The following is a 25,515-nucleotide window of genomic DNA, read 5'->3' as shown; positions in this document are numbered from 1 at the left end:
TTTTCCGCCGTCGCGGTGGTGGTCATCTCGAAAGCACCTCGCGCAGCGCCGATCCCGTGTGCGACCCCCGGGCGCGCGCCACCGCCTCGGGGGTTCCGGCGGCCACGACCGTGCCACCGGCGTCGCCGCCTTCGGGTCCCAGATCCACGATCCAATCCGCGCACTTGACGACGTCGAGGTGGTGCTCGATCACGAGCACCGTGTTGCCGCGTTCGACGAGCGCCTGCAGAACGTCCAGCAGCACGCGCACGTCCTCGAAGTGGAGCCCGGTGGTGGGCTCGTCGAGGACGTAGAGCGTGCGTCCGGTCGCCACGCGCGAGAGCTCGGTCGCCAGCTTGACGCGCTGCGCTTCGCCGCCCGAGAGCGTGGTCGCGGACTGACCGAGGTGAATATAGCCGAGCCCGACACCGACGAGCGTGTCGAGTTTTCGCTTCAGGGCCGGGACGGCGCCGAGGAACTCGAGCGCCTCCTCGACGGTCATCTCGAGCACGTCGGCGATCGAGCGGCCGCGGTAGAGCACCTCGAGCGTGTCGCGGTTGTAGCGCCGCCCGTGGCAGACGTCGCAGCGCACGAACACGTCGGGCAGGAAATGCATCTCGATCCGCCGCGATCCGTCCCCTTCGCAGGCCTCGCAGCGGCCGCCTTTGACGTTGAACGAGAAACGCCCGGGCGCGTACCCGCGAACCTTCGCCTCCGGCAGCTGGGCGAACAGGTCGCGGATCAGCGTGAAGGCGCCGGTGTACGTCGCCGGGTTGGAGCGCGGCGTGCGCCCGATCGGGCTCTGGTCGATGGCCACGACCTTGTCCACCTCGCCCGCGCCGTCGAGCCTCCGGTACGCACCCGGGCGCGCGGCGCCCGCGCCGAGTTCGCGGGCCAGCGCCGCGAGAAGGATGTCGTTCACGAGCGTGCTCTTGCCCGAACCCGAGACCCCGGTCACGCACGTGAAGGTGCCGAGGGGAATCTCGACGTCCACGTCCTTCAGGTTGTGCTCGCGCGCGCCGCGCACGGCCAGCACCCGGCCCGAGCCGGGGCGCCGCGAGGCCGGCGTCGCGATGCGGCGACCGCCGGCGAGATACTGCCCCGTCAGCGAGCCCGCGTTCGCGCGGATCTCGACGGGGGTGCCCTCCGCGACCAGGCCGCCGCCGTGGCGGCCGGCGCCGGGCCCCAGGTCCACGATCCAGTCCGCGGCCTGCATCGTGTCCTCGTCGTGCTCGACGACCACGACCGTGTTGCCCAGGTCCCGCAGGCGCTGGAGGGTCGCGAGCAGTTTCTGATTGTCGCGGTGGTGCAGCCCGATCGAAGGTTCGTCGAGCACGTAGAGCACGCCGGTGAGCTGCGAGCCGATCTGCGTCGCGAGCCGGATGCGCTGCGCCTCCCCTCCCGCGAGGGTCCCCGCGGAACGGTCCAGGGTCAGGTAGCCGAGCCCGACGTCCTCGAGGAAGCCGAGCCGACCCACCACCTCCTTGAGGATCGGGGCGGTGATCGTCGCCTCACCCCCGCTGAAGCGAAGCGCCGCCATGCCGTCGCGCGCGGCCGCGACCGACAGGGCCGTCCAGTCGGCGATTCCGCGACCACCGACGGTCACCGCCAGCGAGGCCTTCTGCAGGCGCCGCCCGCCGCACTCGGGGCACGACGTGGGATTCATGCGCTCGGCGATGGAACGGCGCGCCGACTCGCTCGAGGTCTGGCGGTAGCGTCGTTCCAGGTCGGGGATCACCCCCCGCCACTTCGCGCGGTGAATGAACGCGCTGCCCTTCTTCGAGCGGTACTCGAAACGCACCTCCTCGTCGCCCGCGCCGTACAGCACCAGTTTCCGGATGCGCGCCGGCAGCTTCTTCCACGGCGTCTTGAGCGAGAAGTCGAAGGCGCGGGCGAGCCCCGAAAGCGTGCCGGCGGTCCAGGTGCCGCCGGCATCGCCCATCGAATCGATCGCGCCGTCGGCCAGGCTCTTCGTGTCGTCCGGCACCACGCGGGCCGGATCCACCCGCAGCAGCGTGCCGAGCCCGTCGCAACCCTTGCACGCGCCGTACGGCGAGTTGAACGAAAAATGCCGGGGCTCGAGGTCCTCGATGGCCGTCGCGCATCGCGGGCACGTCGCGCCGATGCTGAGCGGCTGGTCCTCCGCGCCCTCGCGGGCGACGGTGACGAGGCCGGCGCCGAGCTGTACCGCCGACTCGAGCGATTCGGTCAGCCGTCCGCGCTGTTCCGCCGCGACGGTGAGCCGGTCCACCACGATCTCGATGTCGTGGCGCCGGTGCCGGGCGAGACGGGGCGGGTCCTCGAGCTCGCACCACGCACCGTCGATTCGCGCGCGCAGGTAGCCCTGGCGGGCCCACGCCTCGAGTTCCTTGCGGTACTCGCCCTTGCGTCCGCGCACCACGGGCGCGAGCAGAGCGATCCGGCGACCGGCGAGCGATTCGAGCAACTGGTCGGTCATCTGCTGCACGCTGCGCCGCGCCAGCGGCGTGCCGCAGTTGGGACAGTGTCTCGCTCCCACCCGCGAAAAGAGCAGGCGCAGGTAGTCGTAGATCTCGGTGATGGTCGCGACTGTTGAGCGGGGATTGGAACCGGCGCCCTTCTGCTCGATGGCGATCGCCGGGGAAAGCCCCTCGATCGCGTCCACGTCGGGCTTCTCCATCTGCCCCAGGAACTGGCGCGCGTACGCGGAGAGCGATTCCACGTAGCGCCGCTGGCCTTCGGCGTACAGCGTGTCGAACGCCAGCGAGGACTTGCCCGAGCCGGAGACGCCGGTGATCACCACGAGGCTCTGCCGCGGCAGCCGCAGGGTGAGGTTGCGGAGATTGTGTTCACGCGCGCCCCGAATCACGATGTCGGTGAGCGCAGGGACGGGCGAATCGGGCGGCGGCTCGACCGGGGCGGGCATCGGGTGCGGTGTCATGGGCGCGCGACTATACCAGCCTGCCGCCCGCCCGGCCCGGCTCGGAGCTACTCGTAGCGGAGGGAGTCGACCGGATCGAGGCGGGAGGCCCGCAGCGCCGGATAGAGGCCGAAGAACACCCCCACCGCGGCGGAGAACAGCAGGCCCACGACCACCGACCAGGGGGAGACGAACGTCGGCAGCGGGCTCACCGCACGGACCAGCCAGGAGATCGAGGCTCCCAGGAGCACCCCGAGCGCACCCCCGGCCGCGGTCAGCAGGACCGACTCGACCAGGAACTGCATCAGGATGGCCCTTCTCGGCGCCCCGAGCGCCTTGCGCACGCCGATCTCGCGCGTGCGCTCGGTGACGGCCACCAGCATGATGTTCATGACGCCGATGCCTCCGACCAGCAGCGAGATGGAGGCGATCAGCAGCATGAAACCGGTGATGGCGCCCATGACGGTGTTGTAGAGCGAGAGAAACGCGTCGTCGCTGAACACCACGAAGTCGTTCAGCCGGTTGCTCGGCACGTGCCGGCGGACCCGGAGGATTTCGGCGATCTCGCGCATCGCCTCCTCGCTCTGGTCGGGCGACACGGCGATCGCGTCGAGGAACAGCTCGCCCTTCCTCGGAACCCAGGGAGGCGCGTCGGCCGGCGCCGCCCAGTACTTGTCCACGGTCGTGTACGGAATGCACGCCACCTCGTCGAAGTTCTCTCCGAGGAACTTGCCCTTGACCTCGAACTCCCCGATGACCGTGAACGGGATGCCTCCGAGGCGGATCGTCCGACCGACCCCGCCGGCCGTGCCGAACAGGGCCTCCCGCGTGTCCTTGCCCAGGATGACCACGTTCGCGTTCCGGCCCACTTCCTCCTGCGTGAAGAATCGGCCCCGGGCGAGGTCGTAGCCGTGCGTGAGCAGGTAGGCCTCGTTGGTCCCGAACACGAATCCCGAGCGCGTGTTGCGTCCGCGATGACTGAGCGTCAGGTCGTCGTACGGCCACTTGAACGGCGCGATCGCCCTCACCGCCGGCGCCTGCGCGAGGATCGCTCGCGCGTCCTCCATGGTGAACGCCTTCCGCTGCTTGAGGCTGTCCGGCACGCCGTCCGAGAAGCTGATGCCGGGCCGGATGCGGCGGATGTAGATCGTGTTGTTGCCGAACGACTGGATGCTGCGCTGGAACGAGCGTTGAAAGCCGTTGCTGAGCGACACCATCCCGATCACCGTGCCCACCCCGATCACGATGCCGAGCAGCGCCAGCACCGAGCGCAGCCGGTTCGCGACCAGCGCCGTGCGCGCCATCGCCAGGGTCTCGCGGATCAGGTGAAGGGGGCCCACGCCGCTACTCGTAGCGCAGCGCTTCGATCGGATCGAGGCGCGCGGCGCGGAAGGCCGGGTAGGAGCCGAAGAACACGCCGACGCCCGAGCTCACGACGATCCCGAGCACGACGGCCGGCAGGCTCACCTCGGCCGGCAGGGGCGAGAGCGCGCCGACCAGCAGGGCCAATCCGCCTCCGAACAGGATTCCGAGGATTCCACCCGACAGCGACAGCGTCGTGGCCTCGACGAGGAACTGCATGAGGATGTCGCGCCGCCGGGCGCCGAGCGCCTTGCGAATGCCGATCTCCCTCGTCCGTTCGGTGACCGACACCAGCATGATGTTCATGATCATGATACCGCCGACGAGCAGCGAGATGGCGGCGATGCCGATCGTCAGAACGAAGATGCCCCCGGTCACCGTGCGGTACAGCGTCATCCAGGTCTCGGAGTTCGTGATTCCGAACGCGTCCGGCTGTCCGGGCCGCTGGTGGCGCCGGCCGCGCAGGATGTTGCGTGCCTCCTGCTCCGCCACCGGGAGGGAGGCCTGATCCACGCTCTTGAGCGCGATCGAGAGCGAGCCCCGCTCCATCCAGTACTTCAGGAACGTGCGGATCGGCACGGTGACGAAACGATCCTGGGACTGGCCGAAGACCTTGCCCTTCGCCTTCGTCACCCCGACGACTTGGAACTCGTACTCGCCGACACGGATGAAGCGTCCGAGCGCGGGCAGAGAGCCGAACAGCTCGTCCGCCACTTCGGGGCCGATCACGCATACCGCCGAACGCCCGGCGTCGTCGAACTCCGAAAGGTGCCGGCCGTCGTCGATCGTCAGGTCGTCCACCACGTCGTAGCCCGCACCCCGGCCGTTGAGGGTCACCGCCTTCAGCGTCCGATTGCGAAAGCGCAGCGGCACCGAGGCCCCCGCCTGCGGAACGACCATCGTCGCGTGGGTGACGCCGTCGCGCAGCGCGTCGGCGTCGGCGAGCGTCACGTCCGGCCGCTTGACCGCCTCGTCGAACTGTTCGCGGCTGGTGATGAAGCCGAACTTGTCCACCACGAACACGTTCGCGCCCGCGTTCAGCAGCTTGTCGGTCACGAACCGGTTGAGCCCCTCGACGAAGGAAAGGACCGCGATCACCGACGCGACGCCGATGATGGTCCCGAGCAGGGTGAGAACGGACCGAAGCTTGTTCGCACGAACCCCGCCGAGAGCGATGCCGATGCTCTCGCGCGGATTCATTCCGAACCCGCGGCCCCCGCGGCCACCGCCGAACGCGGATTCGGGTTCCGCTGGTCGCTCTCGATCCGCCCGTCCTTCATGCGCACGATACGGCGCGCATGCTCGGCGATGTCGGGCTCGTGGGTCACGAGGATCACCGTGTTGCCCTCCCGCCAGATGCGTTCGAAGGCGAGCATGATCTCCTCGCCGGTGCGCGAATCGAGATTTCCCGTCGGCTCGTCGGCGAGGATGATGCTGGGCCGGTTGACGAGGGCTCGGGCGATGGCGACGCGCTGGCGCTGGCCGCCCGACAGCTCGTTCGGCTTGTGCTTCATGCGGTCCGCGAGGCCCACCATCGTCAGGCTCTCGCGCGCCCTCTGGCGGCGCTCCTCGTGCTTGATCCCCGCGTACACGAGCGGAAGCTCGACGTTGTGCAGCGCGTCGGCGCGCGCGAGCAGGTTGAACGTCTGGAATACGAACCCGATTTCCTGATTGCGGATGCGGGCGAGCTCGTCGTCGGTGAGCTTGCCGATCTCCTGATCCTTGAGCCGGTAGGATCCGCTCGTCGGCGTGTCCAGGCAGCCGAGGATGTTCATGAGCGTGGACTTGCCCGAGCCGGAGGGCCCCATGATCGCGACGTATTCGTTCTGAGCGATCTCGAGGTCCACTCCGTCGAGGGCGCGCACTTCCTGGTCACCCACCTGATAGGTGCGGTGCAGGTTGTGGATCTGGATCAGCATCGGGTCCTCACTTCTTCTCCTTGCCGGCGGATTCCCGCTTGACCTTGCTTCCGGGCTTGAGGTCGCGGAGCGCCTTGTACGGGCCCGAAACCACCGCGTCGCCTTCCTTGAGGTCACCGAAGACCTCGATCATCGTCTCGCTCGCCAGGCCGGTCCGCACGGGAAGGAATCGCACGACGCCGTCCTTCGCCACGAACACCCCGGTGATCTCCGCGTCCCGCTTGCCGACGGTGTCGTCCTCGGCGCTGACCACGCTGCGCGGACGGCGCTTCGCGCGCTCGTCCGGCTTCTTCGCGGCGCGGTCGAGCTCGCGTTGTGTGCGGACGACCACGGCCTGGATCGGAACGGCGAGGGTGTGGGCGTGCGTCCCGGTGTCAATGTTCACGTCCGCCGTCATGCCCGGGCGCACCTGCGGCACATTGTCGTCGAAGACCACCTTGACCTCGAAGTCGGTCTGCCCTTCGACCGTCGAGGTGATCGAGCGTTTCGCGGTGTTGCCGATCTCGGTCACCGTCCCGGCGAACGTCGTGTCGGGCACGGCGTCCACGGAGATCCGGACCTTCTGGCCGAGCTTGAGGTCCACGATGTCGGTTTCGTCCACGTCCGCCCGCACCAGCATCCGGGAGAGGTCGGAGACCGTGAGGATCTGCGTGCCGACGTTGTTCATGGTTCCCATGATCACGTTCTCGCCCTGCTCGACGTTCAGCGCGCTCACCACCCCGTCGAACGGCGCCTTGAAGCTCGTCTTGGACAGGTTGTCGGCGGCCGCGTCGAGCGCCGCCTTCGCCCGCGCTGCGTCCTCCGTGGCGGTCGCCGAGGCGACGCGAGCGCTCTCGTTGGCGCTCTGGGCCTGTTCCCACTCGGCCTGCGACAGGAGCTTCTGGTCGTACAGCGTGCGCTGGCGCGCGAAGTTCGACTCGTTGATGCGCAGGGTGGTCTGCGCCTCGCGCAGTCGCGCCTGAGCCGAGGCGTAGCTGGCGCGCGCCTGCGCGAAGGCGCTGCGGTACTGCGTGTCGTCGAGCTGCAGCATGAGCTGCCCGCGCCGGACCCGGTCGCCCTCCTTGACGAGCAGTCGCACGATGCGGCCCATGATGTCGGCGCTCACCTGCACCCGGGTCTTCGCCTCGATCTTGCCGGGAGCGCGCACGCGTGCCGTGATGTCCTCGCGGCGCACCAGCGCCATCTGCACCGCCTCGACCTTGCCCCGCGAGATGTTCGCGGAGTTTGCCACCAGGAGGCCGCCGAACACGACGAGGCCGAGAACGATCCAGATCCACGCCTGCTTCTTCATGAGGAAACGGATTCCTTTCGGGTCATTCGCTGCGGCCGCGAACGCGATCGATCGAGGCCTCCGCCACGCGCATCGCGGCCAGCGCGGTGACGAGATCGTTCTGGGCGCCCTGGTACTGCACCTGCGAGGCGATCAGGTCCAGAATCGTCGCCGAACCGACGTTGTACTTCTGCTGGATGAGGTTGAGGTTCTCGCTCGCCGACTCGATGGTGCGCCTGGCGAGCGCCTCCCGCTCGGTGGCCTCGCGGTACAGCAGCAGCACCTGGCGCACCTCGCCGTCGAGATTGCGCAGGACCGCGTCCCGGCTCTCGCGGGCCGAGCGAAGGCTCGAGCGCGCGCGCGCGACACCGGACTCGACGCCGAGGTCGAACAGCGGCATGGAAAGGGAGACCGTGCCGCGCTTGGTGTGGGACCAGTCCCGCTCGATGAACGAGCCGGGCGAGGAGAGGTCCGCCGCCGGCACGCCCGGGTGGCTCGCCGACCAGCTGGCGTCCGCAGACAGCTCGGGCAGCCGTGCGAGCTGCGCGGCGCGCATCCCGAACTCGGCGGAGCGAAGCCCCGCCTGCGCGGCGCGGACGTCGGGCCGCAGCGACCGCGCGTCGGCCAGCACGGCCGCGGCGTCCACGGCCATCGCCGTGGCCGTCAGCGTCGAGTCCACCTCGCCGAGGCTCTCCTCGCTGACCCCCAGCTGCCGGGCGAGCGTGATCCGCTGCGCGAACACCGCGTGGTCGGCGAGCAGCGAATCCAGCTCGGACTGCGAGGTGCGCACCTGCGCCTGGAGCAGGTCGCTCTTCGAAACCGAACCCACCTCGAAGAGCGCGCGCACGCGGCGTTCGTCGTCGCGCGAGAGGCGCAGCGCCTGCCCCGAAACGCGCGCGAGGTGCATCGCCTTGACGACCTCGTAGAACTGGCTCTTGGTGCCGAGGATGACGTCGGCACGGGCCGCCGCGCGGTCCAGCCGAGCGGCGCTCATGCCGGCTCTTGCGCCGGCGAGCGACGCCCAGTTCGAGAGGCTCAGGACCGACCAGCTCCCCGAGATCCCGCCACTGTTGCCGTGCGAGTAGACGTAGGGCGGGTCGGTGGCGCTGCCGGAGCGGCTGGCCGCACCGGAAATGCGAGGCAACACGCCGGAATACGCTCCCCACAGTCCGGCCGAAGCGCCATCCACGGCGGCACTGGCCTGCACCAGGGCGGGGCTGTGCTGAAGCGCGATCCGCACCGCGCCCTCGGCGGTCAGGGGTTCCGCGGAAGCCGGAAGGGTCGTTGCGGCGGACAGGGCAATCAGGGTCAGGAAGACTCGGCGCATCCGGAATTCCACTCCTCTCGTGCTGCTGATACGGTGAGGCGCCGCGAACCGTCACGGCGCGCGCTGACTACGGGGATGGGCCCGACCGGGTTGCGGTCCCGGCCGTCAGATTGCCGGAGTGGACCAGCCCGTGATCAGGGCGATGATCACGGCGATCACGACCGCGAGGCCGACCAGCACCCAGGCCACGCTGCGTCGCGGGGCGCCGCTGAGCGCCGAGGCGCCGAGCACCGCCACCACCAGGAACCAGATGTTGAACGGGCCGACGGTGTCCAGCAGGACGCTGGCCGCGGCGTGCAGCTTCGAAGGCGGATCCATGGCGGGGAGGAATGCCGCGAGGCCGAAATGGATCCCCTTCATCGTTTCCTGCGACCACGCCATCAGGAAGAAAGCGATGTGCTGCGGTATCCAGACGAGCCCGGACCAGGCCGTCACTTCGAGCGCCAGGCGGTAGCGGAATTTCGCGCCCAGCAGGAACCCGACACCGAACCACGCGGCGAGGGCCATGAGGAGCGTCAAGAGGACGCTTATGAGTCCGGTGACCCCCGCGACGATCGGGCCCATTCCCGGCCACTGCATGATCTTCTCGGCCTGCGCCGCCTGCGCCGCGTCGATCGCCCCCGACGCCAGCTGCGAGTCGAGCTGATCGAAGTACATGGGCAGGTAGGCGCGCTGGTACAGCGGCAGCATCACCACGATGTTGATCAGCGCGATCACGAGCACCGGAATCCACCACCGGGAGCGTTCCTCGAGACCACCCCAGGCGCCGCCCGGGTTGGCGAAGATCGCGAGGGCGCGCGCCAGCGGCGAAATCGGCCGGGATGGCGCGGCGGCCTCTGCGGGCACCACGGGCGGCAGCGACATGCGAAGCTCCTGCGGGAAAGAGGGGGCGCCGGGAGACGGGGACCCGCACGTTAGGCAGCCCGCTGGAGCGGGTCAAACGCGCCCGCGACAGGCGCGGAAAACCCCGCTCCGGGCGCGGTTGGAACTCGCGGCAGCCCCGGTCGGAGGCCCGGGACGCGGTGCATCGCGCGGGCCCGGTCCGCCCGGAAAACGGAATGGGCGCGGGAAGCTCGACGGCTTCCTGCGCCCGACTCCCGCGAACTCGACCGCGTGGGTGGAAAGTCAGTGCAGGCTGAACTTCACCGGCACCGCCACCCAGACCGCGACGGGCTTGTTGTTGGACAGCGCGGGCTTGAAGACCCACTGCTTGACCGCCGCGATCGCCGAGGCGTCGAGCATGGGGATGGACTTCTGGACCCGCACGTCCTTGACCTTGCCGTCCTTGCCGACGAGCGCCTGCACCAGCACGGTACCGTCCACTCCCGCCTCACGGGCGATGTCCGGATATTGGGGCGCGACCCGCGTCACGGCTTCCGGCAGTTCTTCGACGTAGACGTACTGGCCGAACTGCGGCAGTTCGTCCTCCGGCGGAGCCACGACGATGTCGCCGTTGCCTTCCGTGCTCACCCCGGGCGAAGCCGCGGACAACTCCTCCTGCGAGGCGATCGTCTGCTCCTGCGGCGCCTCGGCGTCGGGGACCGGCACCGGAACGGCCGCCGCGGGCGGGGCCACCTGCGTCGTCACCTGCACCTTCGGGGGCGGCGTGGCGTCCGTGAGGGGCGGTGGCGCCGCCAGCTCACGGTAGGGCACCACGATCGTGCTCGTCTCCTTCGGCCGGTTCGCGAGCCAGAAGGAGAGCGCGAGGATCAGCGCGAAGATCACCGCGAGCCCGGCCATCGCCACGGTCAGGGCGCGCGTCAGATAGGTCTGCGCGACCTCGAGGAGCTCCGGGGCTCCGTAGGGCATGAAGTCGTAGAGTGCGATCTTGCGTGCGCTCACAGCTTCTCCACCTCGGCTTTCTCGTTCGGCGGCAGCTCGAGGATCGAGAAGCGTCCGAGCTTCGCGATGTCGAGCTGGTCGATGATCGTCACCATGTTGTCGAACCGCGCCTCGCGGTCAATCTTGATCAGCACGACGAGGTCCTTGTTGCCCACGAACGGCTTGAGCACGTCCTTCATGCCTTCCGGCGTCGTCCGCGACCACGGGTCTTCCTTCGGGCCGCGCTTCCAGTAGATGCGATTGTCGGACAGCACCCGCAGCTGCAGGATCTTCGACTCGGCGATCTGCGCCGGCGTGTCGTTGTCCGGCGGCAGGTTGATTTCCAGCGCCTGCGGCTTGCGGAACACCGTCGTGACCATGAAGAAAATCAGCAGGAGGAAGGCCACGTCCACCATCGGCGTCATGTCGATGCGAATGCCGACACGGCGCTTCGGGCGATGGAAACCCTTGGCCTTGCCCTTCTTTTCCCTGGGTTGTGGGGCGTCGACTGCACCCATCGTTCAAATCCTCCGACGTGTCCGGCGTCAGTGCTTCGCCGGGGGCGCGCCCTGCCGCTTGAAGAGACCGCCGCCCTGCGCAAGGTTGGTCTGCACGTTGAAACGGGTCGCGTTGGATTCCTGGAACGCGCCCATCATGTCGGCCATCACCCCGAACTGGGCGTCCTTGTCCATCTTGACGAGGACCCGGGCCCGGGGGTTCGCGGCACGCGCGGTGCTGAGCGTCGGACCGAGGTTGGCCTTGACGTCCTGCGGCTCGAGGATCCGCTCGACGTCCTGCCCACCCTGCCGGTACTCGACGCGCACCACGGACATGTTGTTGTTCGCCGCCTTGGGCGCCGTCACCGAGATGGTGATGACGTCGGACTCGGGCGCCTTGGCCTCGGAGTTCGAGTCCGGCAGATCGATCTTGTCCTTCTCCGGCGGGCGGAACTGCGTGGTCGTCATGAAGAAGATCAGCAGGAGGAACGCCACATCGACCATCGGCGTCATGTCGATGGAGATGCCGATGCGGCGCATCTTCTTGAGCATGGGCTCGTCCTCCCCCGGCTACTTCTTGTCGCTGGCGGTGGCCGCGAGCAGCTGCACCGCCTCGTACGAGGCCTCGTCCATCATGTAGTTGAAGCCGTCCACGCGCGTGACGAAGACGTTGTACATGACGATGCCGAGAATGGCGACGATCAGGCCGCCGGCCGTGTTCACGAGCGCCTCGGAGATGCCGACGGCGAGCTTGGAAGCGTCCACCGCGCCGGTGTTGCCGAGGGCGGCGAACGAACGGATCATGCCGATGACCGTTCCGAGCAGGCCGACCATCGTGCCGATGGAGGCGATCGTCGAGAGCGCGATCAGGTTCCGCTCGAGCAGCGGCACCTCGAGGCCGTTGGCCTCCTGGATCGCCGCCTGCGTCTCGGCCACGATCTTGTCCTTCGGGGCTCCTTCCCTGCGGAGCATCAGGTAGCGCTCGAGTCCGGCGCGCATGACGTTCGCCGCCGAGCCCCGCTGCTGGCCGCACAGTTGGATCGCACCGTCCACGTCGCCGGTGTGGATCTTCTTGCGAACGTTGTTGAGGAAGTCGGGCAGCGATCCGCGGCCCTTGGCCTTGTTGAGGCTCCAGGTCCGCTCGAGCACGAACGTCACCTGGAGGATCAGCAGCAGGATCAGCATGGCCACCAGCGGGCCGGCCTCCCGCATCTGCTTGCCGAGCTCGCCGAGCGCCGGAAGGTTCCACCAGGCGAAGAACGAAACCGCGGTCGCGAGGACGAAATAGACTGGGACAAGGAATCTGGCCATTGCGCTGTCTTTCCTCCATCGCCACCGCGCGGCGTCGTTGCGCGGCTCGGTGGCGGTTGCTGTTCAGCGGATGAGGCTTTCTCACCGCCCGGGTCGCGGACGCGCCCTGTCTTCGACTTCCCCCCGACCCGGTCAGGCGAGGGCTACTTCTCGACCTCCGCGAACGCCGCGAGCGCCTGCTCCTCGGTGTCGTGGTGATCGAACACCATGATCAACTTGGTCATGACGAAGAGATCCTTGAGCCGCTTGCCCAGGCCGCAGAGCTTGATCTCGCCGCCCCGATTCTTGTAGCTCGTGTAGGCCTTCATCAGGACGCCGATGGCGATCGAATTGAGCGCGTCGCACTCCTGCATGTTCAGGACGAGTCGCAGGTTCCCCGCGGCGGCTTCGTCGAGGATCGCCTTGTCCAGTTCGTCGGTCTCACGGTCGCCGTAAAAGCGCCCCTTCGCCGAGATGACGACGATGCTGCGGACCTGCTTGCGGCTGACGGCCATGGCGACCTCCCGTTCGCGGACTAGACCGATTCCCGTTCCGCGAAGCTGGCGATGGCCTGCTCCTCGGTCGGATAGACGTCGAAGACCATCGAGAGCTTGGTGATCACGAAGATGTTCTCGATGCGCTTGTCCACGGAGCACAGCTTCACCTGGCCGCCCCGGCGGATGAACTGGTCGCGCGCGCGGATGAACACGCCGAGGGCGGTCGAGTTCAGGTGCTGGGTCTCGCTCAGGTTCATGACGAGGTGCTTGGCGCCCTCGGCGTTGAGCTGCGCGATCGCCTTCTCGAGCTCCTCCGTCTCCTCGCCGCCCGTCAGGTAGCCCTTGGGCTGCAGGATCGTGATGCTCCCCACCTGCCGACTCTTCAGCGATGCCATCGTCTCCTCCGTGCCGTTCGCGCGACGCCGCGCGTGGGCGCGATTCGCGAAACTTCAGGTCCCGAGCACCTTGAGGCCGTTTCGCGCGTCCGTGTTGTCGGGTTCCAACGACAGGACCCGGCGATAGGCCTCGATGGCCTTCCCCCGGTTCCCGGAGTTCTGGTAGCCCTGCCCCAGCCAGACGAGCGTATGAACGTCCTTGTCGTTCAATGACGCCGAGCGCTCGAGCAGCCCGATCGCACGCGACCAGTCCTTTTCGAGGAGCGCACGGTACCCTAATTGTTGGTAGGCAATCGCGGCGTTCTTGCTGGTGGAATCGATTTCGGTCGACCGGAGCAGTTCGGCGTCGGCCTGCGCGGTCGAGTCCGCGCCGGCGAGCACGAGCCCGAGCCAGAAGTGCCGGTCCGCCTTGTCCGGGGCAAGCGTGGCCGCCTGCCGGAGCGCGGCGATGGCCTCCGGAAGTTGCTTCATCTCCTTGTAGGACAAACCGGTGTAGTAGTAAGCCTCGTCGGACGGTGGGTCAAGGGCGTTTCGGCGTTGCATGGTGGCCACCGTGGCCGGGTAGTCCTTCTGGCGGAAGGCCAGCTTGCCCAGTTCGACCATCGCGTATTTGGCGTCCAGGGAAGTGGAGTCCCGGGCGATCATGCCCCGGTACATCGAGTCCGCCTGCGCCAGGCGTCCGAGGATCACGAGCATCTGACCGATCTTGAACTGGTCGGCCAGGTTCGGCTCACCCTTGGCGTAGGCGTCGATGGCCTTCTGCCAGTCCTTCCGGTCCACGTACGCCCGCCCCAGGACCGTGTACAGCTCCTTCGACTTGTCGCCGAGCGAATCCGCCTTCGTCATGGCCGCGACGGCCTCGTCCTTCATCTTCAGGAAGTAGTAGTCGCGCCCCAGCAGGCTCCAGCCCCGCGGGTCGTCGGGGACCATGCCGGTGTACTTCTCGAGGGGTTCGCGCGCTTCCGCGAAGCGCCGTGGATCGGCCTGTCCGGCCCGGTAGAGCAGGCTGCCCAGCGCCAGCTGGCCGGGCGCGAACTCCGGGTCCCTCGAGACCACGCCCTGGTACTCGGTCAGCGCCTCGCCGTTGCGCTGGTCGTACTCGAGCGCGTTGGCGAGCGCGAAACGCAGCTCGACGTCACTGCTGTCGAGCGCCACCGCGCGTTCGTAGTTCGGGATCGCGAGCGAGCCGATCCGGCGCTTGAGGTAGAAATCACCAAGCGCGCGGTTGGTGATCGGGTCGTCGGGCGCCGCCTGCTGCGCCTGCGTGAAATAGATGCCGGCGTCCCGCAGGGAATCCCGGCTCATCTCGACGTTGCCGAGCGCGACGAGGAACCGTGGCTTCCACTTCGTGCCCCAGCCGAGGCCGGGATTGAGCGCCGTGATGGCCTCGGCCTGATGCCCGGTCCGGGTCAGGCACTCGCCGAGCGCGAGCTGCGCTTCCGGGTACTTGCGGTCGAGTTCGGTCGCCTTGCGAAACAGCGGAACCGCGGCGTCGCAACGCTCGTGGCGGCGCTCCACCTCGCCCAGCCCGTACCAGGCGAGCGCGAGGTTGCCGTCCATGTCTCGAGCCTTCTCGAACGCCGCCTTCGCCTTCGCGTACTCGCGCTTGCGCAGATAGACCTGCCCGACGCCGGCACGCCCCTCGGCGAACCCCTGCGAGGCCACGCGTTCGAACAGGCGCAGCGCCTGGTCGTACTGTCCGGCTTCGAGCGCCGTGCGCGCGTCCTTGAGATCGTCGGCGCGGGCGCCGGGCGTCGCGAGCGCGAGCCCGGCGAGGACGATCAGGCCCGCGACGACGACGCGGACGGAGGATCCGTTTCGAGTGATGTGGTTCATGGTGTGCCTGTCGCTTCTCCTCGGGATCAGTGGGACCCCAGCATCGGGGAGCGTCGAACGAACCGCACCGGGACCGCGGTCGGCACGAAACCGGCTTCGTGGACGATCGCCTGCCCGTCCCGGCTCGAGACGAACGTGACGAGCCCGTTCGCGAGGCGCGCACCGCGCGCGCGCACGAACAGGTTGACGGTCCGGACCAGCGGATAGTCGCCATCGTGCACGCGCTCGGCGTCGGGCTTCCAGTCGGGCAGCCCGTTCAGCGACGAAACGCGCAGGACCTTGACGTCCCCCGTCGGGTCGGCCCCCGAGACGAATCCGATCGCGGCGCGGTTCGCGCGGACGAGCGCCACGACCGCGGAATCCGAACCCGCGCGCACGGCCGGAGCGGTCGGCGCCTGCCCTCCCATCACGCGCTGGTCGAAAGCCGCCATGAGGTCGCCGCCGGGCGGCGGGATGACGGGGACGATCGCCCCGCCGGAGCCGCGCAGTTCCTCCCAGCGCGTGATCTCGCCGAGGTAGACGCGCCGGAGCTCCTCGACGGACACGCGCAGGATCGGGTTGTCGGGATGGACGACCACGCACAGGCCATCCTTCCCGATTCGGTATCCCTCGATCTGCATGCCGCCCTTGATCCTCACGTCCCGCTCCTCCGGAGCCAGTTCGCGAGCGGCGGCCACGAGATCCACCGTACGGCTCATCAGGGCCGCCACCCCCTCTCGCGAGTCCCCCGTCGTGAGCTCGATGGCCGACGTCGGGTAGAGCTTCCGAAACGCGTCCACTTCCCGGTCCATCAGCGCCCGCAACTCGGGCGTGCAGACGACCTTGATACGCCCGCTGGTCTCGGAATCTTCCGTGGCTCCCGGGGAGCCGCCCCGCGCGCAGCCGCTCAAACCGGCCAGGGCGCACACGAGCAGGAGCGCAACCGGTTGGAGAGCAACACGTCCGGCGCTCCGGTTCACGAAGTGCCGTGAGTCTAAGAAGTGCGGGGAAGCCATGTCAACGCAAAGCTCCGCGACGTCCGGGCCCGGACCCGGGAAGTGGCCGCACACCGGAGGGCGGTCATCGTTGCTAGGGGGCCAGTCGGTAAAGCATGCGCGGGAACGGGATGCTCTCCCTCACGTGCTCGAGCCCGGCGATCCATGCGAGCGTGCGCTCGACTCCGATGCCGAAGCCCGCGTGCGGCACCGACCCGTACCGCCTCAGGTCCTTGTACCACTCGAAGGCGGATTGCGGCAGCCCGTGCTCCTCGATGCGGCGGGTCAGCAGCTCCAGCGACGCCATGCGCTGCCCCCCGCCGATGATCTCGCCGTACCCTTCCGGCGCAAGGCAGTCGCAGGACAGGCTCAGCGCCGGATTGTCCGGGTCCGGCTCCATGTAGAAGGCTTTCACGGCGGCCGGGTAGTGGGTGACGAAGATCGGGGTCTCGTAACGGCCCGAGAGCTCGGTTTCGTCCGGGGCGCCGAAGTCTCCGCCGTAGGCGAACTCGCGCCCGGCCGCGTGCAGCATCCTCACCGCCTCGTCGTAGTGGATTCTCGGAAAGGGCCCGCGCACCCGCTCGAGCTTCGAGGTGTCGCGCTCCACGGTCTTGAGGTCCTCGGCCCGGCGGTCGAGCACGCGGGCCACCACGTCCACCAGCAGTCGCTCCTCGAGCGCGATGACGTCCTCGAGCGTCGCGAACGCCCACTCCGGCTCCATCATCCAGAACTCGATCAGGTGACGGCGTGTCTTGCTCTTCTCGGCGCGGAACGCGGGCCCGAAGCAGTAGACGCGGCCGAACGCCATCGCCGCCGCCTCCATGTAGAGCTGGCCGCTCTGGGTGAGGTAGGCGCGGTCGTCGAAATACTGCGTCTCGAACAGGGTCGTCGTGCCCTCGCACGCGTTCGGCGTGAAGATCGGGGCGTCCATCAGGACGAAGCCCTCGCGGTTCATGAACTCCCGGAAGCCGGCGACGATCTCGGCGCGGATGCGCAGGATGGCCTGCTGGCGCGGCGAGCGCAGCCACAGGTGCCGGTGGTCCATGAGGAAGTCGGTGCCGTGCTCCTTCGGCGTGATCGGGTAGTCCACCGCCGCCGAGACGACGACGAGATGATCGAGCCCGAGCTCGACGCCGCCCACCTGGCGCGCGTCCGACTTCAGCGTCCCGCGCACGATCACCGCCGATTCCTGCGTGAGCGAGGCGCCCGCCTCCCACTGCTCCGGCGGCAGGTCCTTCACCCCGGCCACGCACTGGATCTGCCCGGAGCCGTCGCGAACCACCAGGAACTGCACCTTGCCGCTCGAGCGACGGTGAACGATCCAGCCCCGGATCTCGACGCGCTCGCCGACGTGGGACGGCGCATCGGCGACCCGGGTCCATGGGGCGGGCGCTACGGACGGCTTCTCGCTCATTTCCGGGGGATGCTCCAGGCCTGGCTGCGAACGAAGAAGCTCCCAATCCGGGGCCCGCGCGCGCGTGGAGCCTCGCGGGCCGGTGATCCGGGAATCGGGAGCCGGAGATGCCTCTCAAGCGGTCCAGACGGTCCGCCGATAACTCGGTCGATCGCGCCGCAAGGTAGGAGCGCCCATTCGGAGTGTCAAGGGAATGCACCCCAGGGTCCGCACATCCCGTTTCCATCCATCCTCGCCGCGTCTTCCGGGCTACACCGGATGGCGCCGCGCGCTCCGCGCCCTGCCGGCGCTCCTCGCGCTCGTGGCGACGACCCTGCTCGCCGACGCCCTGCCCGCGCCGGTGCACGCGCAGGTGGACTCCTCCGCCACCGCCCGTCCGCCGGCACGCCCGGATTCCCTCGCGGCTTCCGCGCCGGCGGTCCACCTCGTCCGCACCGCCCCGGTGCCCCCCCGCGATCTCCGGCACGTCCAGGACTGGGTGGACTACCGCGCGGCCGCCCATCTCGCTTCGCTGCCGAACGAGGCCCGGCTCTTCTACCGTCGCGGCCTCATGGCGCGCCAGGCCGGTCAGTACGAGGAGGCCGTGCTCGACGTGCGCGGCGCCGCCGAGCTGGATCCGTCGTTCGTCGAGCCGCACCTGACCCTGGCTTCATGGGCGCTCGTTCGCGAGCCCAGCCAGGCGCTTCTCCAGTACGCCACCGTCGTGGATCTTCTGCGGCAGAACTTCTCGCTGCAGCTCAACCTCGTGGCCAACGCCGCCATCCTGCTGCTCGAGGCGCTGTTCGTCGGGCTGCTCGGCGCGGGAGGCATCGTCGTGTGGCTGCGGCGACGCGACCTGACGCACGCCTGGCAGGAGGACATCGGCCGGTTCGCGTCCGAGAGCGGTGCCCGCTGGTGGGCGACCGCCCTGGTGGTCCTGCCGTACTTCGCGGGCTTCGGCCTGACGCTTCCGACCCTGTTCTTCCTCGGCTTCCTGTGGCCCTACCTGCGGGTCCGCGAGCGCTCGCTGTTCGTCGTGCTGCTCGCGTTCGTGGCGGCGCTGCCGCTCACCCTGCGCGCCGTCGAGCGCATGTCCCTCCCGCTGCACGCGAACGCCGAGCCGTTCTACGCGGTTCCGACCCTCGAGAACCAGCCCTACGACGCCGCCCGTGAGGCACGTCTCGCGGCGCTCGTCGCCGCTCACGAGCAGAATCCGATCCTGCATTTCGGCCTCGCATGGACGGCCCGGCGCGGCGGACACCTCGGAGTCGCCGAACGCGCCTACCGCCGCACGCTGGAGTTGTGGCCGGACAACGACCGCGCCTGGAACAACCTCGGCAACGTCGTCGCCATGGCGGGCCGCCCCGACGAGGCCTTGAAATGCTACGAGAAGGCGATCGCCGCCAACCCCAACTCCGCGGCGCCCCTGTACAACTCCTCGCAGCTCTACACGCAGCGATTCGAGTACGCGAAAGCCACCACGGCGCTATCCCGGGCCTCGGCGATCAACTTCGAGCTGGTCCGCAACTACCAGTCGCAGGGCGCCACCGACGGCCTGCTGCCGCTGGTGGACGAATGGCTGACGCCGTCCGTCTTCTGGCGGGCGCTGCGTGAGGCGAAGCTGCCGGCCGACCTCGCCGGCTCGCTCCCCGTTTCGCTGCGCCGGCACGTCGAGGCGTCCGGCTGGCCGTTTTCCCTCGCCGCCGTCCTGCTCGCCGCGATCGGCCTGATCCTCGGGCTGCGACAGCATCGCACGCTGCCCCTGCGCGCGTGCGGCAACTGCGGCGCGACGGTGTGCCGCCGCTGCGCCGAGCGCCGCCGGGAGCACGCCCTGTGTCCCGCGTGCGTGCGCGTCGAGGCCCAGGGCGAGACCGGCGAGTTCGCGCGCGTGATGCTGTCCCGCTTCCGCTTCGCCCGCCAGCGCCGCCTGCATCACGTCCGCATCGCGCTGGCGACGCTCGTCCCCGGCTATGGACTTCTGGCCCAGCGACACGTCTTCACCGCCGTCGGCCTGCTGGGCACCAGCTGGTCGCTCCTTCGCGCCTGGCTCGGCACTCCACCGCCCTTCGCCATCGAGCCGCGCCTCGCGCTCTCGACGCAGGAGGTCCCGCCGGTCGTGCTGCTCGCCGTCTTCGCGATCGTGCTGGCCAACTCGGTTCTCGGCTACCTGCACCTCGCGGCGCGCGATCGGTCCCGCGAGGCCGCCCTCAACTCCGCGCAGCGCGGGCGGATCACCCAGGCCTCCCGACGCATCACGTCGGAAGCCGCGTAGGTTCGACATGGCGCTCCAGGGCAATCTTCGCGACTTCGCCTCGACCGAGATCCTCCAGCTCGTCGGCACGCAGCGGAAATCGGGCTGCCTGACGTTGGAGTGGAACACCGAACGCGCCTCCCTCTGGGTGCTCGAGGGTCGCATCGTCTCGACCCGCCAGCCGGGCATGACCAAGGACGACCCCCTGCTGGCGTTCCTGCGTCGCACCAAGCGCCTCTCGGAGGAGCAGTATCGCGGCATCGTCACGATCCAGCGCGAGTCGAACCGCGATCTCGAGGACCTGTTGCTCAACGGTCGCTACCTGGACTCGCAGGAGCTGGGGCACTTCGTCGAACGGCAGGTGCTCGACGACCTGATGCGCGTCGTGCGCTGGGACAACGGCTCGTACCGCTTCGACCCGAACGCCCGCTGGCCCTTCCCGCCCGTCGCCTCGCTCAGCATGGAAGGCGCGCTCATCGAAGCCTCACGGCGCGTGGACGAGCAGAAGCGGTTCGTCTCGCTGTTCAAGGATCCGCACCAGCTGCTCGGCGTCCGCGACCTGCCGGATCCGGACGAATCGCTGTCCGACGAGGAGCGCGAGCTGTTCGGGATCATCGACGGCCAGCACACGGTCGCCGAGATCGTCGAGGCCGCGCCGCTGTCGGAGTACGAGGTGTACGAGGCGCTGCAGCGGATGCACGACTCGAACTGGATCGAGTTCACCGGCCGTCGCGTGCCCGGAAAGCCGGTGGCGCCCGCGCCCGCGCCACCGACGCCCGAGCACGCGCGCAGGCCCGTCGCGCGGCCGCTCAACGATCTCGTCTTCGCGCTCGCGGTCTGCCTGGTGCTCTTCGGCCTGCGCACGGCGAGCGATCGCCTGTCGCTCGGCCCCCGGGCGAACCCGAAGAACGACGTGTTCGCCGCCGCGCAGGTGCGGGACGCGCGCTACGCGCTCGAGCTGTACCACCGGGAGCGCGGGCAGTACCCGCAGCGTCTCGAGGACCTCGTCGAGGATCGCTGGATCGCCCGGGACCAGATCTCCCTGCCGGGCTACCTGCTCCTCTACCACGTCAGCGACGCGGGTCAGGCCTACCAGCTCGAACTGCAACCCGACCGCTGAGCGGCGGCCCGTCCGTCACAGCGTCCCGAAGTGCTCCTCGGTTCCGGCGACGAACCAGGCGACGGCTTCGAACAGCCCGTCGAAGACCCGGTCGGGCGCGCGCGCGAACCCGCCGTCGCCGATGCGCGCTTCCTCGTCGCGCCCGTAGCCCGTTCGCAGCAGGATGCCGAACGCTCCCGCGGCCTGTCCCGCCGCGGCATCGAGGCGCCTGTCACCGGCCATCATCGAGGCGTGCAGCGCCACCCGCTGATCCTCGGCGGCGAGCCGCAGGAGTTCGGCGCCTGGCTTGCGGCAGGCGCAGCCTTCGTCGGGGTGGTGCGGACAAAAGTAGATCGCGGCCAGCTCGACACCTTCGGCGCGCAGCCGGCGGCGCAGCGCCGCCATGACCTCGTAGACGCGCGCGAGCGGAAACAGCCCGCGTCCGACGCCCGCCTGGTTCGAGATCACGATGGCCGGCAGTCCCGCGTCCCGAAGGGATCGCAGCGCCGCGGTCACCCCGGGGAGCAGTTCGAGTCCCGCCGGGTCGTCGAGATACCCGCGCTCGGCGATCAGCGTTCCGTCGCGATCAAGGAACGCCGCCGGGCGCAGGGCGCGACGCTCCTGCCGGGCCACGGCCCGCTCGAGCGCGCGCTCGAGCACGCTGACGTCCGGATGCGTGACGTCCGCCGCGGCGGGCGGACCCTCCGGGGACCAGAGCGCGAAGCGATCCAGCGGCAGGTCGCGGGCGTGCGCGCGGACCGTGTCCGCATCCGCCTCTTCGATGAGCGCGGAAGCGTGCAGCGAGTCCCACGCCCAGCGCTCGAGCGGCGACCAGCCCGCCACGTCCCGGCCGCCGGTCGCGACGAGCAGGACCCGGGCGCGGGCCCGCCAGCCCGCGAACGCCGCGGCCACGACGCGCGGGCCTCCGATCACGGCATCGGCCGAGAAGTCCGCCAGCTCGCGGCCCGAGGCGATTCGCGTCAGCGCGGGGTCCTCGGGCGCATCCGCTCCGGACCAGCGGACGTCGTGCCCGCGCCGCGCGAGACCGACCAGCGCCGGACGCAGCCGACCGCCGCGGGTCGCCGCGGAGCCGCCGTGCACGAGCACCCTCATGACGCCCGTCCACCGTCGGCGGCGCGGGCCCGCGCCGCGGCGGCGAGGACGTCCTCCACCGTCACGGCCGTCAGGCAGCGGTAGCCGATCCGGCAGGTGCGCGCGAAGCACGGCGAACAAACGGGTGGCCGCTGCGCGACTCTCGCCCGCGGTCCGAGCGGCGCCGTCCAGCCGCTGCTGGTCGAGCCGAACACCGCCACGGTCGGCGCGCCCGTCGCCGCCGCCAGGTGGGCGAGCCCCGAGTCGTTGCTGACGACGGTCGCCGCGCCCGCGCACAGCGCCGCGAGGACGGGTAGCGGCGTGCGTCCCGCGAGCGCGGTCGCGCCGCAGGCCGAAGCCACCGCTTCGCAGACCGCGCGCTCGGCGGCCGTTCCGCAGGCGAGAACGCGCATGCCCGCCTTCGACAGCCGGCGTCCGGCCTCGGCGAAGCGATCGGCCGGCCAGCGCTTGGCGGGACCGTAGGCGGCGCCCGGCGCCAGCAGCGCGTACGGCGCGCCGCCTGAGGTTCCGGAGAGCTCCACCGCCGCCGCACGGGCTTCGGCGCTCACGGCCAGCGGCGCGGGCGGACCTTCCGACACCGCTCCGGCCGCCTCGCCGAGGCGCAGGTACTCGCGCGACAAGTGCAGGTCTCCGCGCGGCGGCCGGCGCAGGGCGCGCGTCAGGAGCGGCGAGCGCCCCTCGTGCGCGAACCCGACGCGCTCGCGCGCTCCGGTGCCCAGCGCGAACCACGCCGAGGAAAACGAGGGCGGCAGGACGATCGCGCAGTCGGCCCGGGGCGAGCGCAGCGACACCCGCGCGGAGGACGTGAGCGGCCAGGCGTGCGCTTCGTCCCAGGCGCGGTCCGCCGCGAGCAGTTCGAGCAGGGCCGCCGGTCCGACGGCGCGGATCGAAGCCTCGCGAAACGAATCCCGCAGGGCGCGCAGCAGCGGCCGCGCCATGAGCGCGTCCCCGAGCCAGTTCGGCAGCCGGACGATCAGCCGGCGCATCGGCGCTCCGCCGGGCCCGCGGCCGTCCTCAGTAGGCCCGGGCAAACAGCGCCACGCGGTGGCCGGGGCGCGCGAGCCCGGCGAACGGCGTCGGATCGAGCGGCAGGCAGCGCAGCGTCGCGCCGCAGCGTTCCTTCACCTCGGTCTCGAACGCCGCGCTCCCGTCCCACGGCACGGCGACGAAACCGCGCCGCTCGGCGGCGAAGTGGGCGATCACCTCGTCCTTCGAACTCACGCGCACCGTGTTCGCCTCGCGGAACGCCCGCGCCTGCTCGAACAGGGACGCCTGCACCTCCGCGAGCAGCGCCGGCAGCCGCTCGCCCAGCGCCGCGAGCGGAATGGACTCCTTGCCCCGCGTGTCGCGGCGGACGCTCATGACCGCGGAGCTGGCGACGTCCTTCGGTCCGACCTCGAGGCGCACCGGCACGCCGCGCATCTCGTACTCGTTGTACTTCCAGCCCGGGGTGTACTGGTCGCGATCGTCCACGTGCAGACGGACGCTCCGCCCGAGCGCCTCCCGGACCCTGCCGACAAACTCGAGCACCTGGGCGCGGTCCTCGTCCTTGCGCCAGATCGGCACCACCACCGCCTGGATGGGCGCCACGTTGGGCGGCAGCCGCAGGCCATGGTCGTCGCCGTGCGTCATGACGATGGCGCCCACCAGGCGCGTCGAGACTCCCCACGACGTCTGCCAGACGTGCTGCCGGCGGCCCTGCTCGTCCTGGAAGGTGATGTCGAACACCTTCGCGAAATGCTGCCCGAGATGATGCGACGTGCCGGCCTGCAGCGCCTTGCCGTCCTTCATCAGCGCCTCGATCGCGTAGGTGTCCTGCGCGCCCGCGAAACGCTCGGCATCGCTCTTCTTGCCCGCGTACACGGGGATCGCCAGCTCGGTCTCGACGAACTCGCGGTAGACCTCGAGCATGCGCAGCACCTCTTCCAGGCACTCCGCCTCGGTCGCGTGCGCGGTGTGCCCTTCCTGCCACAGGAACTCGGCCGTGCGCAGGAACAGGCGCGTCACCTTCTCCCAGCGCATGACGTTCGCCCACTGGTTGAGGAGCACCGGCAGGTCGCGGTACGACTCGATCCACTTGGAGTACATGTGGCCGATGATGGCTTCGCTCGTCGGCCGGATCGCGAAGCGCTCCTCGAGTTTCTCGCGCCCGCCCTCGGTGACCCACGCGCACTCGGGCGCGAAGCCCTCGACGTGATCGGCCTCGAGCTGCAGCAGCGACTCGGGGATCAGCAGCGGGAAATAGGCGTTCTGGTGCCCCGTCTCCTTGATCCGCCGGTCGAGGGCCGCCTGCATGTTTTCCCACAGGCCGTAGCCGTAGGGGCGGATGACCATCGAGCCCCGCACCGGCGAGTAGTCCGCCAGTTGCGCCTTGCGCACGACCTCGTTGTACCAGCGGGAAAAGTCGTCGGTCTGGTCGGTGAGTTCCTCGACGAACTGCTTGCGGGACGGGGTGTCGCTCACACGGTCTCCGGGGGGTCGCGCGGACCTTTGAATCAGGCCCGTCGGGGTGAGGGAAGGCGCGGAGTCTAGGTCACCGGCTCGCCGCCCGACAAGCCGGCGGCCCTCGCGCGCTCGATCGCGGCCAGCACCTGCGCGACCTCGATCCCGAGCATGCAGCGGAAGTGTCCTCGCGGGCAGGCGGCGCGCCCGTGCAGCGTGCAGGGCTGGCAGGGTTCGTCGCGGCACAGCACCTCGTGCCCGGCGCCGGCGGGTGCGAAGCCCAGCACCGGCGAGGTGCTCCCGAAGAGCGCGACGACTTTCGTCCCACGGGCGGCGGCCAGGTGCATCAGGCCGCTGTCGTGCGTCACCGCGACCGCGACGCGCGACAGCAGCGCGGCCATGCGCGGCAGCGGCTCGAGGCACCAACGCGCGCGCGGGTCCGCTTCGATGCGCGCGGCGAGCTGCGGCAGCGCGCGCTTCTCGGCCGCGGTCGAGAACACGATCCGCGTCCCGCCCGCCTCCGCCAGAGCCTGGTCGAGCGCCAGCCAGCGCTCCTGCGGCCAGCACTTGGTGGGGTGACGCGCGCCCGGGCACAGCGCGATGGGCCCGCGCGCTCCGCGCCAGCCCGCGAGCAGGTCGGAGGCCCACGCCTCGGCCTCCGGTCCGGCCGAGAGGCGCGGCTCGCCCGCGGCCGCGAGCCCGATCGGAGCGAGCGCCGAGGCGTAGCGCCGGAGCACCGGATCGGCCGGACGCGGCCGCGTCCAGCGCGCGTGCACCCAGCGCTCGCGCAACCACCGCTGCGACACCGGCCGAAGGACCGGCGCGCGCTGGCGCAGCGTCAGCAGCCGCGTGCGGACGCTCGCGTGCAGGTCCACCAGCAGATCGCAGGACTCGAGTTCGGCGCTCATGGACACGAGGTCCTCGAGACGGCGGGCGTCGCGCTCCAGGACACGCACATGGTCCACGGCCGCGTCGAACCGCAGCAGGTCGGCGTACTCCTCCTTCACCCAGTAGTGAAGTCGCGCGGCCGGGAAGGCCGCGCGCAGCGCGTGCACGACCGGCAGCGTCAGCACGATGTCGCCGAGCGACGACAGCCGCAGCACCGCGATCTCGCGAAATCCGCCCGCCGGCACCGTAAGGGCCCGCATCGG

22 protein-coding genes are annotated in these 25,515 nt (G+C 69.9%); 2 read left to right on the top strand and 20 right to left on the bottom strand.

Annotated features, from left to right (window positions below; translation table 11 throughout):
* Positions 1–22 precede the first annotated feature (22 nt).
* The 16 genes from uvrA to asnS all read right to left on the bottom strand — a co-directional run bounded on the left by uvrA (position 23) and on the right by asnS (position 17,480).
* The gene (gene uvrA, locus IT347_00790; protein MCC6348114.1) at positions 23–2,884 is read right to left on the bottom strand and encodes an excinuclease ABC subunit UvrA; all 2,862 of its coding nucleotides are present in this window, start codon (positions 2,882–2,884) and stop codon (positions 23–25) included.
* A gap of 62 nt (positions 2,885–2,946) precedes the next feature.
* Positions 2,947–4,218 carry an ABC transporter permease gene (locus IT347_00785; protein ID MCC6348113.1) on the bottom strand — a complete coding sequence of 424 codons (1,272 nt, stop codon included), beginning with the start codon at positions 4,216–4,218 and terminating at the stop codon, positions 2,947–2,949.
* Positions 4,219–4,222: 4 nt separating this feature from the next.
* Positions 4,223–5,440: an ABC transporter permease gene (locus IT347_00780; GenBank protein ID MCC6348112.1), complete on the bottom strand. Its 1,218-nt coding sequence runs from the start codon at positions 5,438–5,440 to the stop codon at positions 4,223–4,225.
* Positions 5,437–6,156 (bottom strand): ABC transporter ATP-binding protein, encoded by a 720-nt coding sequence (locus tag IT347_00775; protein MCC6348111.1) that lies wholly within the window; start codon positions 6,154–6,156, stop codon positions 5,437–5,439. The genes IT347_00780 and IT347_00775 overlap by 4 nt, the downstream gene beginning before the upstream one ends.
* 10 nt (positions 6,157–6,166) lie before the next feature.
* Positions 6,167–7,450, bottom strand: coding sequence for an efflux RND transporter periplasmic adaptor subunit (locus IT347_00770; GenBank protein ID MCC6348110.1), 1,284 nt, complete (start codon positions 7,448–7,450; stop codon positions 6,167–6,169).
* Positions 7,451–7,472: 22 nt separating this feature from the next.
* Positions 7,473–8,756, bottom strand: a complete 1,284-nt coding sequence (locus tag IT347_00765; GenBank protein ID MCC6348109.1) for a TolC family protein — start codon at positions 8,754–8,756, stop codon at positions 7,473–7,475.
* Positions 8,757–8,861: 105 nt separating this feature from the next.
* Complete coding sequence (locus tag IT347_00760; protein MCC6348108.1) at positions 8,862–9,620, bottom strand: hypothetical protein; 759 nt, start codon at positions 9,618–9,620, stop codon at positions 8,862–8,864.
* 261 nt (positions 9,621–9,881) lie between these two features.
* On the bottom strand, positions 9,882–10,598 hold the full coding sequence (locus IT347_00755; protein MCC6348107.1) for a TonB family protein: 717 nt from the start codon (positions 10,596–10,598) through the stop codon (positions 9,882–9,884).
* The gene (locus IT347_00750) at positions 10,595–11,095 is read right to left on the bottom strand and encodes a biopolymer transporter ExbD (GenBank protein ID MCC6348106.1); all 501 of its coding nucleotides are present in this window, start codon (positions 11,093–11,095) and stop codon (positions 10,595–10,597) included. Before IT347_00750 ends, IT347_00755 begins: the two co-directional genes overlap by 4 nt.
* A 27-nt stretch (positions 11,096–11,122) precedes the next feature.
* A complete protein-coding gene (locus tag IT347_00745) occupies positions 11,123–11,626 on the bottom strand; it encodes a biopolymer transporter ExbD (protein MCC6348105.1) in 504 nt (167 codons plus the stop codon).
* A gap of 18 nt (positions 11,627–11,644) precedes the next feature.
* Positions 11,645–12,385 (bottom strand): MotA/TolQ/ExbB proton channel family protein, encoded by a 741-nt coding sequence (locus IT347_00740; protein ID MCC6348104.1) that lies wholly within the window; start codon positions 12,383–12,385, stop codon positions 11,645–11,647.
* A gap of 143 nt (positions 12,386–12,528) precedes the next feature.
* Positions 12,529–12,879: an STAS domain-containing protein gene (locus IT347_00735; GenBank protein MCC6348103.1), complete on the bottom strand. Its 351-nt coding sequence runs from the start codon at positions 12,877–12,879 to the stop codon at positions 12,529–12,531.
* A 20-nt stretch (positions 12,880–12,899) separates the two neighbouring features.
* Positions 12,900–13,256 (bottom strand): STAS domain-containing protein, encoded by a 357-nt coding sequence (locus tag IT347_00730; protein ID MCC6348102.1) that lies wholly within the window; start codon positions 13,254–13,256, stop codon positions 12,900–12,902.
* Positions 13,257–13,310: 54 nt separating this feature from the next.
* Positions 13,311–15,092, bottom strand: coding sequence for a tetratricopeptide repeat protein (locus IT347_00725; GenBank protein MCC6348101.1), 1,782 nt, complete (start codon positions 15,090–15,092; stop codon positions 13,311–13,313).
* A 26-nt stretch (positions 15,093–15,118) separates the two neighbouring features.
* Complete coding sequence (locus IT347_00720; protein ID MCC6348100.1) at positions 15,119–16,000, bottom strand: substrate-binding domain-containing protein; 882 nt, start codon at positions 15,998–16,000, stop codon at positions 15,119–15,121.
* A 160-nt stretch (positions 16,001–16,160) separates the two neighbouring features.
* Entirely contained in the window at positions 16,161–17,480 is a 1,320-nt protein-coding gene (asnS, locus tag IT347_00715; protein ID MCC6348099.1) for an asparagine--tRNA ligase, read from the bottom strand.
* A 193-nt stretch (positions 17,481–17,673) separates the two neighbouring features.
* On the opposite strand from asnS, the gene IT347_00710 reads away from it, so the two are divergent.
* Together IT347_00710 and IT347_00705 are read left to right on the top strand one after the other, a co-directional pair.
* On the top strand, positions 17,674–19,731 hold the full coding sequence (locus IT347_00710; protein ID MCC6348098.1) for a tetratricopeptide repeat protein: 2,058 nt from the start codon (positions 17,674–17,676) through the stop codon (positions 19,729–19,731).
* Positions 19,732–19,738: 7 nt separating this feature from the next.
* On the top strand, positions 19,739–20,830 hold the full coding sequence (locus tag IT347_00705; protein ID MCC6348097.1) for a DUF4388 domain-containing protein: 1,092 nt from the start codon (positions 19,739–19,741) through the stop codon (positions 20,828–20,830).
* 15 nt (positions 20,831–20,845) lie between these two features.
* Here IT347_00705 and IT347_00700 read toward each other — a convergent pair whose 3' ends face one another.
* The 4 genes from IT347_00700 to IT347_00685 all read right to left on the bottom strand — a co-directional run bounded on the left by IT347_00700 (position 20,846) and on the right by IT347_00685 (position 25,512).
* Positions 20,846–21,418 (bottom strand): HAD family hydrolase, encoded by a 573-nt coding sequence (locus IT347_00700; protein MCC6348096.1) that lies wholly within the window; start codon positions 21,416–21,418, stop codon positions 20,846–20,848.
* 500 nt (positions 21,419–21,918) lie between these two features.
* Positions 21,919–22,908, bottom strand: a complete 990-nt coding sequence (gene waaF, locus IT347_00695) for a lipopolysaccharide heptosyltransferase II (protein MCC6348095.1) — start codon at positions 22,906–22,908, stop codon at positions 21,919–21,921.
* A gap of 28 nt (positions 22,909–22,936) precedes the next feature.
* Positions 22,937–24,385: a proline--tRNA ligase gene (locus IT347_00690; protein MCC6348094.1), complete on the bottom strand. Its 1,449-nt coding sequence runs from the start codon at positions 24,383–24,385 to the stop codon at positions 22,937–22,939.
* 65 nt (positions 24,386–24,450) lie between these two features.
* Positions 24,451–25,512 carry a glycosyltransferase family 9 protein gene (locus IT347_00685; GenBank protein ID MCC6348093.1) on the bottom strand — a complete coding sequence of 354 codons (1,062 nt, stop codon included), beginning with the start codon at positions 25,510–25,512 and terminating at the stop codon, positions 24,451–24,453.
* Positions 25,513–25,515 lie beyond the last annotated feature (3 nt).

It is taken from the genome of Candidatus Eisenbacteria bacterium (assembly GCA_020847735.1).
In the GTDB taxonomy this organism is placed as follows: Bacteria; Eisenbacteria; RBG-16-71-46; order RBG-16-71-46; family RBG-16-71-46; genus CAIXRL01.
The sequence above is the reverse complement of the archived record's forward strand: the minus strand, read 5'-3'. Positions and strand labels throughout refer to the sequence as shown.